The following is a 14,171-nucleotide window of genomic DNA, read 5'->3' as shown; positions in this document are numbered from 1 at the left end:
CGCGCATCAATGGAACCGTAAGTTCCGACGGACCGTCAGGTTCGGCTCTCGCGCAGCGTGCCCGCACTCACCTGCCGAGCGGTCCCCCCACATGGAAAGGGAGCCGGAATCCCATGAGATGCAAGCGAATCGGAGCAGGTGCGGCACTGGCGGCCGGGGCCCTCGCGGTCACCGGGCTCGCCTTCGCCCCCGCGGCCCTCGCCGTCACCCCCCAGACGGCGACGATCAGCGCGGACTGCGGTGCCTTCGGCAGTGGCGAGGCCACGCTCACGGCCACGCAGGACGGCACCGCCGCCACCCTCACGGTCAAGTCCTCCGCGATCACGGCGCCCATCGCGCTGGGAGAGGACTCGATCTCGTCCACCCTCACCCTGGTGAAGAGCGGCGGCGGCACCGTCGACTTCACCGGCACCGAGAACCCGGCGATAGCCGCCGGGGCCCCGGTCGAGGTCGGTCCCCTCAGCGGCACCGTGGCCTCCGGCGACAGCCTGGAGGCCTTCGGTGGCTCGTTGAAGATGACCGTCTTCGGCATCACCATCACCTGTACGGCGGCCGGGCCGCAGTCACCGGGCCCGTTCGTGTTCGACTAGGACCTGATCCATACGACAGGCCCTGGACCGAAGCGGTGCGGCCCCGGTGTCAGAGCGCGTCGGGGCCGCGCTCGCCCGTCCGCACCCGCACGACGGTGTCGACGGGCAGCGCCCACACCTTGCCGTCGCCGATCTTGCCGGTGTGCGCGGCCTTCACGACCGCGTCGATGACGGCCTCGGCGTCCGCGTCCTCCACGACGACCTCGATCCGGACCTTGGGCACCAGGTCGACCCGGTACTCGGCACCGCGGTACACCTCGGTGTGGCCGCGCTGCCGGCCGTAGCCGCTGGCCTCGCTCACGGTCAGGCCGTGCACGCCGAGTTCCTGCAGGGCGTTCTTGACCTCGTCGAGACGGTAGGGCTTGACGATCGCGGTGATGAGCTTCATGCCTGGGGGGTGACCTTCTGGGCGGGGGAGACGACGGAGGAGGAGACCGGGGCGCCGTGGCCCAGGACCCCGTGATCGTAGGCCGTCTCGGCGTGCACCGTAAGGTCCAGACCGGTCTGCTCCTGCTCCTCGCTCGCACGGAAGCCCATCGTCACGTCGATCAGCCGCCCGATCCCGTACGTCACGCCGAACGCGTACAGCGCCACCACGACCACGGCCACCAACTGCTTGCCGAGCTGACCGAGCCCACCGCCGTAGAGAAGGCCCTCGGCGGCGCCGGTCATCGACTCCGCGGCGAAGACACCGATGAGGAGCGTGCCGATGATCCCGCCGACCAGGTGGACGCCGACGACGTCCAGGGAGTCGTCGTAGTTCAGCTTGAACTTCCAGCTCACGGCGTACGAGCAGACGACACCGGCGGCGAGGCCCACCACCAGGGCGCCGAGCAAAGAGACCGACCCGCAGGACGGGGTGATGGCGACCAGGCCCGCGACCGCGCCGGACGCGGCGCCCAGGGTCGTGGGGTGGCCGTCGCGCTTCTGCTCCACGAAGAGCCAGCCGAGCAGGCCGGTGCAGCCCGCGGCGAGGGTGTTGAGGAACACGGCGGCCGCGAGCCCGTTGGCACCGAGCGCGGAGCCGGCGTTGAAGCCGAACCAGCCGAACCAGAGCAGACCGGCGCCGAGCATCACCATGGGCAGGTTGTGCGGGCGCATGGCGTCCTTCTTGAAGCCCATGCGCGGGCCCAGGACCAGACACAGCGCCAGCCCCGAGGCGCCGGAGACGATCTCCACGGGCAGCCCGCCGGCGAAGTCCAGGGCGCCCAGCTTCTCCAGGATCCAGCCGCCCGGGCCCCACACCCAGTGCGCGACCGGAACGTATACGAGCAACGCCCACACCGGCACGAAGACCAGCCACGCCCCGAACTTCGCCCGGTCCGCGACGGCGCCGCTGACCAGGGCGGCCGTGATGATCGCGAAGGTGAGCTGGAAGGTGGCGAACAGGAGGGTGGGGACCGTGCCCTGGACGCTGTCCGGGCCGAGGCCGCTCATGCCGACGTGGTCGAGCCCGCCGATGAGTCCTCCCGCCGCGTCCTCGCCGAAGGCCAGGGAGTAGCCGGCCGCCAGCCACACCACCGTCACCAGGGCGATCGACACGAAGCTCATCATCAGCATGTTGAGCACGCTCTTCGTGCGGACCATGCCGCCGTAGAAGAGGGCCAGACCCGGGGTCATCAGCAGGACGAGGGCGGTGGCGGCGAGCAGCCAGGCGGTGTCGCCGGTGTCGGCGCTTGCGGCGGCCAGAGGCACGGTGTCTCCAACGGGTGGGGGCTCCGGGGGCTCGTCAGAGGTTCACCGCCCCGCGTTTCCGGTTGCGTACGGGTGTGTTTCCGTGACGTTTCGTTGCGTAAGGGTTTCGAGGAGCTCACGGCGCACGTCCGGTACGGGGCGGCTTCGTGGATCAGGGACAATGGGCGCCATGAGCGTTCGTACCCAGTCATCCGAAGAGCCGGCCGGAGCCGTCCACCGGGCCGGTTTCGCCTGCTTCGTGGGCCGTCCCAACGCGGGCAAGTCCACCCTCACGAATGCTCTGGTCGGCCAGAAGGTGGCGATCACGGCGAACCAGCCGCAGACGACGCGGCACACCGTGCGGGGCATCGTGCACCGCCCGGACGCCCAGCTGATCCTGGTCGACACCCCGGGGCTGCACAAGCCGCGCACGCTGCTGGGGGAGCGGCTCAACGACGTCGTGCGCACGACGTGGGCCGAGGTCGACGTGATCGGCTTCTGTCTGCCGGCGAACGAGAAGCTCGGCCCCGGCGACCGTTTCATCGCGAAGGAACTCGCGTCCATCAAGAAGACGCCGAAGATCGCGATCGTCACCAAGACCGACCTCGTGGACAGCAAGACGCTCGCCGAGCAGCTGATCGCCATCGACCAGCTCGGCAAGGAGCTGGGCTTCGAGTGGGCCGAGATCGTGCCGGTCTCGGCCGTCGCCGACCAGCAGGTGGATCTGCTGGCCGACCTGCTCGTCCCCCTGCTGCCCGAGGGCCCGGCGCTCTACCCCGAGGGCGACCTGACCGACGAGCCCGAGCAGGTCATGATCGCGGAGCTGATCCGCGAGGCCGCGCTGGAAGGTGTCCGCGACGAGCTGCCGCACTCCATCGCGGTCGTCGTCGAGGAGATGCTCCCGCGCGAGGACCGCCCCGCCGACAAGCCCCTCCTCGACATCCACGCCTTCGTCTACATCGAGCGCCCCAGCCAGAAGGGCATCATCATCGGCCCCAAGGGCAAGCGCCTGAAGGAGGTCGGCATCAAGTCCCGCAAGCAGATCGAGGCGCTCCTCGGCACACCTGTCTTCCTCGACCTGCATGTGAAGGTGGCGAAGGACTGGCAGCGGGATCCCCGGCAGTTGCGCAAGCTGGGGTTCTGAGGCGCAGGGCGCGGGTGGCTGGGGCGGTTCGGGTGTGGTGGGTGGAGGTTTTGCCGGGCATGCCCGCCGCGCGGCGGTAGCCGCAAGTCGATGCAGCCTCGACCTGCGTGTGAAGGTGGCGAAGGACTGGCAGCGGGATCCCGGGCAGTTGCGCACGCTGGGGTTCTGAGGCGGCCTTCAGGCCGTGCGCGGCACGCGGAGATCACCGGTCTGCTGAGCGAGGATGAGCGAGCGGTAGTGCTCACTGCTGTCGACGAGATCCCGGTGACTGCCGGTGGCGACGACCCGGCCGGCGTCGAGGACCACGATCAGGTCCGCGGCGCGAATGGTGGACATGCGGTGTGCGATCACGACGAGCGTGCACTCCCGCGCGGTTTCCCGCATCGACTGGCGCAGCGCCGCTTCGCTGACCGCGTCCAGATGGGCTGTCGGCTCGTCCAGCAGGAGCAGCCGCGGCCGGGCCAGCAGAGCACGTGCGATCGCGATCCGCTGGCGCTCGCCACCGGAGAGAGCCATGCCGTGCTCCCCGGCGTCACTGTCCAGACCCCGCGGCAGACGGGCGATCAGGTCCGTGAGGTGTGCCAGCTCGACCACCCGGTCCAGCTCCTCCGGCCCGGCGTCCGGGACGGCGTAGGTCAGGTTTTCCCGCAGCGTGCCGTACAGCACCGGGGCATGCTGTTCCACCAGGCCGACCCGGGCCCGGTGTTCAGCTCTGCCGATCACTCCTATGTCACGGCCGTCGAAGAGGATGTGGCCGTCATCCGGGTCGTAGAACCGCTCGATCAGTGCGAAGACGGTGGACTTTCCGACCCCTGAGCTGCCGACCAGGGCGACATGGGACCGTTCCGGCGCCTCGAAGGTCACCCCGCGAAGGACGGGGCGCCGCGGATCGTAGCCGAACCAGACGTCGCGGAACTCCAGCGCGGGCGCCCGTGACGGGCCGACACCGTCCCTCGCCGCGCAGGGCGCAGGAACCCCGGCTCCTGGCACCGCGTCCTGCTCCGTGGGCAGCTCCAGCACCTCCGTGACCCTGCGGTACGCGCCCACGCCCTGCTCCATGGTGCTGAGGGACTGGAACAGCATGCCGATCGGCTCCACCAGGTAGATCATGTACAGCAGGAAGGCGGCGAGATCGGCGACCGACCCCTGCCGGTCGGCGACCCGCATGCCGCCGATGAGCAGCACGACGACGAAGGATCCCTTGACGGCCAGCTGGATCGCCGGTGCCACCACGGCGTCGAGCTTCGCCATCCGCACGCTTCCCACGTACGCCGATCTGGCGCCACCCGCGATGCGGTCGGTCTCGCGCTGCTCGGCGCGGCTGGCCCGGACGGTGCGGATGGCACCGAGCGCACGCTCCAGATCAGCGGTCATCGCCCCCGTCGCCCGCTGTGTGGACAGCGATGCCACCTCGATGCCGTGCAGCACCGAGACGACGATCACGGTGGCGATCGCCACCATCGCCAGCACGACGAGGAACATCAGCCAGTCCAGCCAGACCATCAGCACCACGATGCCGATCAACCCGATGGCGCCGGTCACCGCTTCGGTGAAGCCTTCCGCGACGAGCAGCCGCAACGTCGTGCTGTCGGTACTGGTGCGCGAGATGAGATCGCCGATGCGGTGGCGGTCGTAGACGGCCATGGGCAGCCGCAGCACATGCTTGATCAGACCGAGCCGGATCCCCAGGACGATGCCCTCGCCCGTCCGGGCCAGGACGAACTGGGCGAGGCCCTGTACCAGTGCCTGGGCGAGGAAGAGGACGACGAGCAGCGCCAGTGCGGGGCCGATCGACGCGCCGGACGCGGTCGACTCGATCACCTGCTTGACCAGCAGCGGCTGGGCCAGGCTCAGAGCCGAGGCTCCCAGCGTCAGCAGGACGGCGAGGGCGACCCACCGCCGGTGGCCGTACAACAGGCGCAGGAAGTCCCACGGGGCCTTCCGGCTCCGCTCGCCGGTCTCATCCGTCGTTTCGGGCTTCATGGATCACGGCCTCACGGCTGACGGAACCAGGAGCGCAGGGCACGGTGAACAGGGGGCGGAAGTAGTCCGGCGGGTGATCCTCCCCCACCGGCACCCCCTCCGCCTCCACCCAGGCGTGCGCACCGAAGGGCGGCAGGCGCCGGGCGCCCACGCACCAGGTGGGCCACTGGCCGTGCAGGCGGCACAGCAGGACCGTGGCCAGGGACCGGGGCAGGCACCCTTCCCGTCCCCCGCACGCCAGACTGACCGTGACCACGGAGTCCCGGGCGGCCCGGGTCTGTTCGAGGGTGGCCGGACGGGCGCCCCGGCGCAGCCACTCCAGTGCGGCCCGTATGCGCCGGGGGCGCCGACGGGCCAGGAGCCGCGCCGCGCCCACGGCGAGCCGGACCGGGATCCGCCGCCGCAGAGGCACCGAGCGCGGGTCGTGGAAGATCGCCTCCGGTGAAGTCATCGCGCCTTCCTCCCCGCACGGCGGCCGCTCCTCCCCGCACGCCGGCCGCGCAGGTGCGGCCACCGGCCGTGCATCGTGGGCCGCAGCAGCCCTCCCGCGGGTGCCGTCGAAGGCCGGTCTTCCGGCCCGCCGGTTCCCTCTGCTCCCAGGCCCGCCGAGTGCAGTCCGTCGATCAGGTCCCGGACGTCCTGTCGCGCGGTGCCGATGTCCACCGCGTACTGCTCGCTGAGCGTCTGCGCGGCGTCGGCTTCGGTGCCGCCCTCCAGCAACGTGCGCAAGGCGATCGCGGCGCTGGGATTGAGCGTCCAGTACTGGTCGCGGTCCTCGTCGAGGATGGCGATCCCGTAGTCGGTCTCGGTCGTGAACACACCCTCACGCAGCTTGAACGCCATCGGCCGTCTCCATTCAGCCCGGAACAGCGGTGGTGGCGGCTTCCAGCGAGCGCAGCCACATCTCGCACACCACGGTCTGGTACAGCGCGTCGAACGGCAGGGCCGGGGGCAGGGGGCGACGGCACGTCTCACGCAACCTCTGCGCGTCGATCAGACCCAGCCGGGCCAAGCGGGAGTCCTCGCACAGGGCCAGCAACTCGGCACGGTGTTCCCGCATCCCGACCTCCGCCTCGTAGGAACCCTCGTCCTTGGTGTGGCGGGTCAGGCTCTCGTCGGGGACGATGCCGCGCATCGCCTCCACGATGAGCGGCTTGTACTGCCAGGGAGTGATCCTGTCCTGCGGCCGCACCGCCAGGCCCGCTTCGATCACCCGGTCGTCGTAGTAGGGGGCGGCGAGGGTGAGTCCGGCGCGGGTGGCCAGCTGAGCCACCTGCCGGACCATGCGGGAGTTGTTTCCCAGCGCTTCCAGCTCGATGTGCTGCCCGCGCCCGTCGGCCAGTGGCCGGGCGGTACGCGCCGTGGTGCGGATCAGCTCGCGTACGGCGGCGACGGCGTCCGGCGTCGCCCACGGGGGGAGCCGCGGCGGTGTCCCCCAGTCCAGCGCCGGTGTCTCCAAGGGGGGCGGTACGGCGGTGAGCAGGTCGCCGGCTCGGGCGAACCACGTCCGGTAGGAGCTGTTGTCCCACAACTGCCGCAGCGTCTCCCGATACGGCCACGGCCCCTGGGCGGCGAAGCCGCGCAGGCGCTGCACCGCCGTCCTGGGGTGGGTCCGGGCCAGCGTGTGCAGATGCGCCGGCGAGCCGGAGAGCAGTTCGTCCCCGCCGAAGCCCGTCAGGTGCATGTGTGAGCCCTGCGCCGCGGCCAGCCGCGGAATGAGCAGACAGCGGCTGGGATGCATCATCGCCGGGCACGGTTCGTCGAAGTGCTCGTCCACGTCCCGGAGGCCCTCGTACACCATCGGCAACCGGTCTCCGGCGATGACGTGGTGGCCGACGTCGTCCAGCCCCGCGACCGTGCGGCGAGCCCAGGTCACGTCGTCGCACAGGGGATCGAGACCGTCGGCGGTGTAGGCGATGACCTTCGCCGTGCCCCGTGCGGCCAGAGCGCACACCGAGGTCGAGTCCAGGCCGCCCAGATCGCAGCTCACCACGTTCCGGCCCCGGACCCGGACGTCCACCGCCGCCGACAGTGCCTCCCGCAACGCCGGCGCGCCCTCCGCCATCGGCACCACCGGCTCGGGAGGCGCCCACCATCCGACGGGGTGTCCCCGGCCGTCGGCGTCGAGGGCGAGGTAGTGGCCGATCCCCAGGGCGCCCACGCCTCGCCAGACCGGTTCGCCGGCCAGCGGGTGCGGCGCGCACGGATTCAGCAGGCGGGTCGCCAGCCGCTGCGCGTCGACCTCCGCGTCGAGCAGAGCGGCCAGGACGTCGGCCCGGTCCGCGGCCACGGTGGCGTCCCCGGTCCTGGCGTGGAACACCCGGCGAAAGCCGGTGACGCTCCCCTGGACCCGCACCCGTCCGGCGACCGAAGCGATCAGGTGTGAACTCCCGGCCATGCCTCGGGCCAGACCGTCCAGGTCGGCGATCGACCCGATCCGGCCGGCCGCCAGGGTGAGCCGGTCGGCGGTGACGGCGTGCTCACCGACGACCACGATCTTCGTCCGGCCCGCCTCCCCGATGGTCAGGGCACCGGGAGACCAGTCGCCGAGCAGCCACGGCCGTCCCGACGGGTGGCTGACCTCCTGGACCTCGCGGGCGCGGAGCGCGGCGGACACCACGGCCGCCGAAGCGCAGTCCGGAAGGACGACGAACCAGCCCGGCCTCTCGCCGGAATCAGGAAAATCGACCATGCCGGTCCCTTCCCGTACGCCGAGCTCTGAGGTGATCAAGAGATACGGGCGGCAGGACCGACGTCCTACCGCCCCTCTGAGATCCTGCGCCGGCGGCATCCCCGGCGGGTCAGAAGAACCTCCTCCGGAAGAACCAGAACCTCTCCGGCCCTGCCCGGAAGCCCAGACCGGTCTTGCGGAAGGAGCCGACCGCAGTCAGCGTCGGACGCTCGTAGGTGCGCATGGCGTTGCACCTCCTGAATTGCGCGCGTCGCTATCGGTTATCTCTTCCACCATAGACACCAACAGGGGATTTGCAGCAAGAGATCCGGTTTGCCTGAAAAGGCGATTGGGTTACCGATTCAACATTTAGGGATTCTCAGGGGTGTTGCTCTGTCACCAGGCTCGCCCACACCGCGTTGCCGCCTGTGAGGGTCGAGCGGGTGATGCCCCAGCTGTCGGCTATCTCGCGGACGAGCAGCAGGCCGCGGCCGCCCTCGTCGTCGGGGCCGGGGCAGCGGTCGGGGATGCCGCGGCCCGTGAGGTCGCCGTCGTGGACCTCCAGCCGGAAGCGCGCGCCCGTCATCAGCTGGACCCCGCACAGGATCCGTTCGCTGAGCGTGTGCAGCACGGCGTTGGTCACCAGCTCGGAGACGAGCAGCACCGCGTTCGCGCACACCTCGTCGGGCACCTGCCACGCGTCCAGCCGCGCGCGCATGGCGTGGCGGGCGGCTCTGACGCTGGTCCGCTGCGGGGGCAGCTCCAGCCAGTCGGTGCGGTCCGGGCGCACCGCGTCCAGGAACCGGGGAGTGGATGTCGTGTGGGGGGACACGGCGATCGCCTTCCGTGGGGGGTTGGCGCAATCAAGGAAGGGGCGAGCGGACAACGGACCGGCCGGGTGGGGGAGTTGCTGCTTCCGGAACCCTGGTCACCCAAGTAACTATGCTCGCAGAGCAGTTCACGCTGCAACTATCTGCCTGACAATTTCAGCGGAATCTCGCGAGGAACCCCGGGGCTTCAGCCCCGGGAGGAATCGCGTCTGGTGAGGGCGACGCGGAGCGTCGCGGCCTCCAGGGCTGGGAACCTGGGCAACAGCCTGTGGACCGGGGTGGGCATCAAGCCGTAGACCGCTGCGACCGCAACAGCTGCCGATACCAGTCGTACGAGGCCTTCGGGGTCCGCTCCAGGGTGTCGAAGTCGACGTGGACCAGGCCGAAGCGGCGTGCGTAGCCCTCCGCCCACTCGAAGTTGTCGAGCAGGGACCACACGAAGTAGCCGCGCACGTCGACGCCCGCCTCCACCGCCCGGTGCAGGGCCCGGACATGGCCGTCCAGGTAGGCGATGCGGTCCTGGTCGTCGACGCCCGGGTACGAGCAGCCGTTCTCGGTGATGACGACGGGCGGGAGCCGGTCGCCGTAGCGGTCGCGGAAGGTGGTGAGGACTTCGGTGAGGCCCTCGGGGACGACCGGCCAGCCGAAGTCGGTGACCGGGTGCCCCTCGATCTCCCGCACGGAGAAGGGCAGTTCGGCGGGCATGGTGATGCCGCCGAACTCGATCTCCGCGCCCTGGGGAGCACCCACCCTGGTCGGGGCGTAGTAGTTGATCCCGTACCAGTCGAGCGGCTCGGCGATCACCTTCAGATCCGCCTCGACGTCGCCCGGCATCAGCTCGCCGATGCCGTCCGGGTAGCGGCCCAGCAGCAGCGGGTCCGCGAACAGGCGGTTCAGCAGCAGGTCGTAGAAGTCCGCCGCCTCCACGTCCGGCGCCTCGGTCGACGCCGCCCAGGTCGGGCCGTGCGAGTTGGCGACGCCGATGTCCGTGGCGCCCGAGGCGCGCAGGGCCCGGACGGCCAGGCCGTGGGCGAGCAGCTGGTGGTGGGCGGCCGGCAGCGCGTCGAACAGCAGCCGCTTCCCCGGCGCGTGCACGCCCAGGGCGTGGCCCAGCAGGGTGTGCTCGGCGGGCTCGTTCAGAGTGATCCACTTCGTCACCCGGTCGCCCAGCCGGTCCGCGACCAACGACACGTACTCGGCGAAGCGCTCGGCGGTGTCCCGCTCCAGCCAGTCCAGGTCCGCCGGCAGGTCCCAGTGGAACAGCGTCGGCACCGGACGGACGCCGGCCGCGCACAGGTCGTCGACCAGCCGGTCGTAGAAGTCCAGGCCTTTCTCGGAGCGCACTCGCGGCCAGGAGATCGAGAAGCGGTAGGCGTTGACGCCCAGGCCGGCCAGGAGGGCCACATCCTCGTGGTGGCGGTGGACGTGGTCGCAGGCCACCGCCGCCGTCGAGCCGTCCTTCACCCGTCCCGGCCCGGCCGTGAAGGCGTCCCACACGGACGGCTCGCGCTCGTTCACGCCGCCCTCGATCTGGTGCGCGGACGTGGACACGCCCCAGAGGAAGCCGGCCGGGAAGCGGGGGATCGGGTTGCCTGCGTCAGTCGCCATGCGCTGGATCATCCGTACCGGCGGTAACGGAAGTCAACGCCCGGGCGGGAAGGAGCTGTTACGCCCGTGCTGTCACGCCCCTTCCTTCAGCACCCGCGAGATCAGCCTGCGCTGCTCCTCCGTCAGCCGGGGGTCCGCGCAGTACACGGTCTTCCCGTCCACCGTGAGCTGGTAGACGAACCCGTCCGGGACCCCGACCGGCGGTGTGCTCCGGCCGGCGGCCAGGGCCTGATCGGCCAGGGCGTGCCAGTCCGGGGCATCGGGCCGGCCCGAGGTGTCCACCTCGGCATATCGCTCGATGCCCGCGAACCCGCCCGTGCGTCTCACCTGAATCCGCATGGCACCTGTCTAGTACGGAACTACAGGGTCCGCACCCCGACCTGCTCCCAGCCCTTCGACACGGCGTCCAGTTCCTCCCCGTCGCCGAAGCGCTCCCGGGCGGCCTTGACGGTGAGCGTCGCGAAGTCGACGAACATCGCGTCCTGCCTCAGTTCGCCGCCGGTCAGCACGTCGTACCAGACCTGCCCGGCCCGCTCCCAGGCGTGGCCGCCGAGGGCCGTGGCGGCCAGGTAGAAGGCGTGGTTCGGGATGCCGGAGTTGATGTGGACACCGCCGTTGTCGCGGCCGGTGCGCACGAAGTCGTCCATCGTCGCCGGCTGCGGATCCTTGCCGAGGACGTCGTCGTCGTACGCCGTGCCCGGTGCCTTCATGGAGCGCAGCGCCGTGCCCGTGACCCGTGGGGCGAGCAGGCCCGCGCCGATCAGCCAGTCGGCCTCGGCTGCGGTCTGGCCGAGCGTGTACTGCTTGATCAGGGCGCCGAAGACATCGGACAGGGACTCGTTGAGCGCGCCGGGCTGGCCGAAGTAGGTGAGGTTGGCCGTGTACTGCGTGACGCCGTGCGCGAGTTCGTGGCCGATGACGTCGATCGGGATGGTGAAGTCGAGGAAGATCTCCCCGTCCCCGTCGCCGAAGACCATCTGCTCGCCGTTCCAGAACGCGTTGTTGTAGTCGCGGTCGTAGTGCACCGTCGCGTTCAGGGGGAGGCCGTTGCCGTCGATCGAGTCGCGTTGGTACGCCTGGAGGAACAGTTCGAAGGTGGCGCCGAGGCCCGCGTAGGCGCGGTTGACGGTGGCGTCCTTGCCGGGCTTGTCGCCCTCGCCGCGGACCTTGTGGCCGGGCAGGTCGGTGCCGTGCCGGGCGTCGTGGATGGTGCGCTGCGGCTTGCCGTCGGCGACCGCGGCGACGGCGCTCGCGCCGATGACCGTGGTGAGGCGGCGCTGGGTGCGCTCGAAGGCGTCGCGCTGCAGGGTGCGGCGGGCGGGACCGGCGAGCGCGGGGTCCTCGGCCTGGGCGAGCCGGTCGAGGACATGGGGCGGAACGATGGTGCAGAAGACGGGCTCGAAGCCCCCGTGAGTCGTCATGCCCGGCACCCTTGCACTGAGTGACGGGGCTGTCACTAGTCGCCACCATGATTGGTGAAATACCGGGACAACGCCCTTCACGCTCCGTGCCGAGTGCTATGGCAAAGTGGCGTGGCGCACTTTTTGTCCCGTTTGGGCGTCCGGTCCCGCATACTGATACGACCCCGCGCGCCGGGGAGGGGCTCGGCTAGCATGCTGCGCATCATGCGTTTCGGGCTGCTTCTCCTTAGCTGCCGCGGCGAGGGCCTGTAGTCGAGGCCGACTCCCTCCCCGCGGAGCTTGGTGCTGCGTCGTCGGCCGTCCTTCCGGACACCCCCTGAGGAGCCCCCGCATCATGGCGAACCGCCAGCAGCCCAGTTCCATGCCGATCCACAAGTACGGCCGCTACGAGCAGGTCGACATCCCGGACCGCACCTGGCCGGAGCAGCGCATCACCACCGCCCCCCGCTGGCTCTCCACCGACCTGCGTGACGGCAACCAGGCCCTGATCGACCCCATGTCGCCCGCCCGCAAGCGCGCCATGTTCGACCTGCTGGTCAAGATGGGCTACAAGGAGATCGAGGTCGGCTTCCCGGCCTCCGGCCAGACGGACTTCGACTTCGTACGGTCGATCATCGAAGAGCCGGGCGCCATCCCCGACGACGTCACCATCTCCGTACTGACCCAGGCCCGCGAGGACCTGATCGAGCGCACGGTGGAGTCCCTGAAGGGCGCCAAGCGCGCCACGGTCCACCTGTACAACGCCACGGCCCCGGTCTTCCGCCGGGTCGTCTTCCGCGGCTCCAAGGACGACATCAAGCAGATCGCCGTCGACGGCACCCGGCTGGTCATCGAGTACGCCGAGAAGCTGCTGGGCCCCGAGGCTGATGGCACGACGTTCGGCTACCAATACAGCCCCGAGATCTTCACCGACACCGAGCTGGACTTCGCGCTGGAGGTCTGCGAGGCGGTCATGGACGTCTGGCAGCCCGGCCCGGGCCGCGAGATCATCCTCAACCTGCCGGCCACCGTGGAGCGCTCCACGCCGTCCACGCACGCCGACCGCTTCGAGTGGATGGGCCGCAACCTGTCCCGCCGTGAGCACGTCTGCCTGTCGATCCACCCGCACAACGACCGCGGCACCGCCGTCGCCGCCGCCGAGCTGGCCCTGATGGCCGGCGCCGACCGCGTCGAGGGCTGTCTGTTCGGCCAGGGCGAGCGCACCGGCAACGTCGACCTGGTCACCCTCGGCATGAACCTGTTCTCGCAGGGCGTCGACCCGCAGATCGACTTCTCCGACATCGACGAGATCCGTCGCACGTGGGAGTACTGCAACCAGATGGAGGTCCACCCGCGCCACCCGTACGTGGGCGACCTGGTCTACACGTCCTTCTCCGGCTCCCACCAGGACGCCATCAAGAAGGGCTTCGACGCCATGGAGGCCGACGCGGCCGCCCAGGGCGTCACGGTCGACGACATCGAGTGGGCCGTCCCCTACCTGCCGATCGACCCCAAGGACGTCGGCCGCTCCTACGAGGCGGTCATCCGGGTCAACTCGCAGTCCGGCAAGGGCGGTATCGCCTACGTCCTGAAGAACGACCACAGCCTGGACCTGCCGCGCCGTATGCAGGTCGAGTTCTCCAAGGTCATCCAGGCCAAGACGGACGCCGAGGGCGGCGAGGTCACGCCGAAGGACATCTGGGCGGTCTTCCAGGACGAGTACCTGCCGAACCCCGAGAACCCGTGGGGCCGGATCCAGGTGCGCAACGGCCAGTCGACGACCGACACCGACGGCGTCGACACGCTCAAGGTGGAGGCCACGGTCGACGGCCGGGACACCGTCCTGACCGGTACGGGCAACGGTCCGATCTCGGCCTTCTTCGACGCCCTGCAGTCCGTCGGCATCGACGTACGTCTGCTGGACTACCAGGAGCACACCATGAGCGAGGGTGCCTCCGCGCAGGCCGCCTCCTACATCGAGTGCGCGATCGACGGCAAGGTCCTGTGGGGCATCGGAATCGACGCGAACACGACGCGGGCCTCGCTGAAGGCCGTCGTCTCGGCCGTCAACCGCGCGGCTCGCTGACCAGCCGTACGGGTCTGCGGCGACAGGCCGCTCACGGATGCCGCAGGGGCTCCGTCCGCCGATGTCCGGCGGGCGGAGCCCCGTCGTATACCGGCCATTTGCTGTGGAGGTCACGGAAAGGTCTCCTCCGGGGTGCTGACTCCTCGTCTCCGATGTGGCTAACATCACGCAAGCGCGGCGACGTT

General features: G+C 70.3%; 14 protein-coding genes. 3 read left to right on the top strand and 11 right to left on the bottom strand.

Going from position 1 to position 14,171, the window contains the following annotated elements:
* Positions 1–113 precede the first annotated feature (113 nt).
* On the top strand, positions 114–590 hold the full coding sequence (locus tag ACZ7EG_RS02425; protein WP_361870088.1) for a hypothetical protein: 477 nt from the start codon (positions 114–116) through the stop codon (positions 588–590).
* 49 nt (positions 591–639) lie between these two features.
* Here the strand turns inward: ACZ7EG_RS02425 and ACZ7EG_RS02420 are convergent, their stop codons facing one another.
* Together ACZ7EG_RS02420 and ACZ7EG_RS02415 are read right to left on the bottom strand one after the other, a co-directional pair.
* On the bottom strand, positions 640–978 hold the full coding sequence (locus tag ACZ7EG_RS02420) for a P-II family nitrogen regulator (RefSeq protein WP_362232660.1): 339 nt from the start codon (positions 976–978) through the stop codon (positions 640–642).
* Positions 975–2,285, bottom strand: a complete 1,311-nt coding sequence (locus tag ACZ7EG_RS02415) for an ammonium transporter (RefSeq protein WP_471071048.1) — start codon at positions 2,283–2,285, stop codon at positions 975–977. The genes ACZ7EG_RS02420 and ACZ7EG_RS02415 overlap by 4 nt, the downstream gene beginning before the upstream one ends.
* Before the next feature lie 169 nt (positions 2,286–2,454).
* On the opposite strand from ACZ7EG_RS02415, the gene era reads away from it, so the two are divergent.
* Positions 2,455–3,408, top strand: a complete 954-nt coding sequence (era, locus tag ACZ7EG_RS02410) for a GTPase Era (protein WP_471071045.1) — start codon at positions 2,455–2,457, stop codon at positions 3,406–3,408.
* Positions 3,409–3,585: 177 nt separating this feature from the next.
* On the opposite strand, the gene ACZ7EG_RS02405 is transcribed toward era, so the two are convergent.
* The 9 genes from ACZ7EG_RS02405 to ACZ7EG_RS02365 all read right to left on the bottom strand — a co-directional run bounded on the left by ACZ7EG_RS02405 (position 3,586) and on the right by ACZ7EG_RS02365 (position 11,921).
* Positions 3,586–5,391 carry an ABC transporter ATP-binding protein gene (locus ACZ7EG_RS02405; protein WP_471071042.1) on the bottom strand — a complete coding sequence of 602 codons (1,806 nt, stop codon included), beginning with the start codon at positions 5,389–5,391 and terminating at the stop codon, positions 3,586–3,588.
* Positions 5,369–5,842, bottom strand: a complete 474-nt coding sequence (locus ACZ7EG_RS02400; protein WP_471071039.1) for a lasso peptide biosynthesis B2 protein — start codon at positions 5,840–5,842, stop codon at positions 5,369–5,371. The genes ACZ7EG_RS02405 and ACZ7EG_RS02400 overlap by 23 nt, the downstream gene beginning before the upstream one ends.
* On the bottom strand, positions 5,839–6,234 hold the full coding sequence (locus ACZ7EG_RS02395; RefSeq protein WP_471071036.1) for a lasso peptide biosynthesis PqqD family chaperone: 396 nt from the start codon (positions 6,232–6,234) through the stop codon (positions 5,839–5,841). Before ACZ7EG_RS02395 ends, ACZ7EG_RS02400 begins: the two co-directional genes overlap by 4 nt.
* 13 nt (positions 6,235–6,247) lie before the next feature.
* Complete coding sequence (locus ACZ7EG_RS02390; protein WP_471071033.1) at positions 6,248–8,083, bottom strand: lasso peptide isopeptide bond-forming cyclase; 1,836 nt, start codon at positions 8,081–8,083, stop codon at positions 6,248–6,250.
* 109 nt (positions 8,084–8,192) lie between these two features.
* Entirely contained in the window at positions 8,193–8,306 is a 114-nt protein-coding gene (locus tag ACZ7EG_RS02385; RefSeq protein ID WP_107092234.1) for a keywimysin-related RiPP, read from the bottom strand.
* A 135-nt stretch (positions 8,307–8,441) separates the two neighbouring features.
* Entirely contained in the window at positions 8,442–8,894 is a 453-nt protein-coding gene (locus ACZ7EG_RS02380; RefSeq protein ID WP_471071029.1) for an ATP-binding protein, read from the bottom strand.
* 283 nt (positions 8,895–9,177) lie between these two features.
* On the bottom strand, positions 9,178–10,512 hold the full coding sequence (locus ACZ7EG_RS02375) for a GH1 family beta-glucosidase (protein WP_471071026.1): 1,335 nt from the start codon (positions 10,510–10,512) through the stop codon (positions 9,178–9,180).
* 60 nt (positions 10,513–10,572) lie between these two features.
* Entirely contained in the window at positions 10,573–10,839 is a 267-nt protein-coding gene (locus ACZ7EG_RS02370) for a protealysin inhibitor emfourin (protein ID WP_471071023.1), read from the bottom strand.
* 20 nt (positions 10,840–10,859) lie between these two features.
* On the bottom strand, positions 10,860–11,921 hold the full coding sequence (locus ACZ7EG_RS02365; RefSeq protein ID WP_471071020.1) for a M4 family metallopeptidase: 1,062 nt from the start codon (positions 11,919–11,921) through the stop codon (positions 10,860–10,862).
* A gap of 334 nt (positions 11,922–12,255) precedes the next feature.
* Here ACZ7EG_RS02365 and leuA point away from each other — a divergent pair, with 334 nt between their 5' ends.
* Complete coding sequence (gene leuA, locus ACZ7EG_RS02360; RefSeq protein WP_471071017.1) at positions 12,256–13,986, top strand: 2-isopropylmalate synthase; 1,731 nt, start codon at positions 12,256–12,258, stop codon at positions 13,984–13,986.
* Positions 13,987–14,171: the final 185 nt, after the last annotated feature.

The sequence above is a fragment of the Streptomyces sp. NPDC037100 genome (assembly GCF_055606225.1).
The sequence above is the reverse complement of the archived record's forward strand: the minus strand, read 5'-3'. Positions and strand labels throughout refer to the sequence as shown.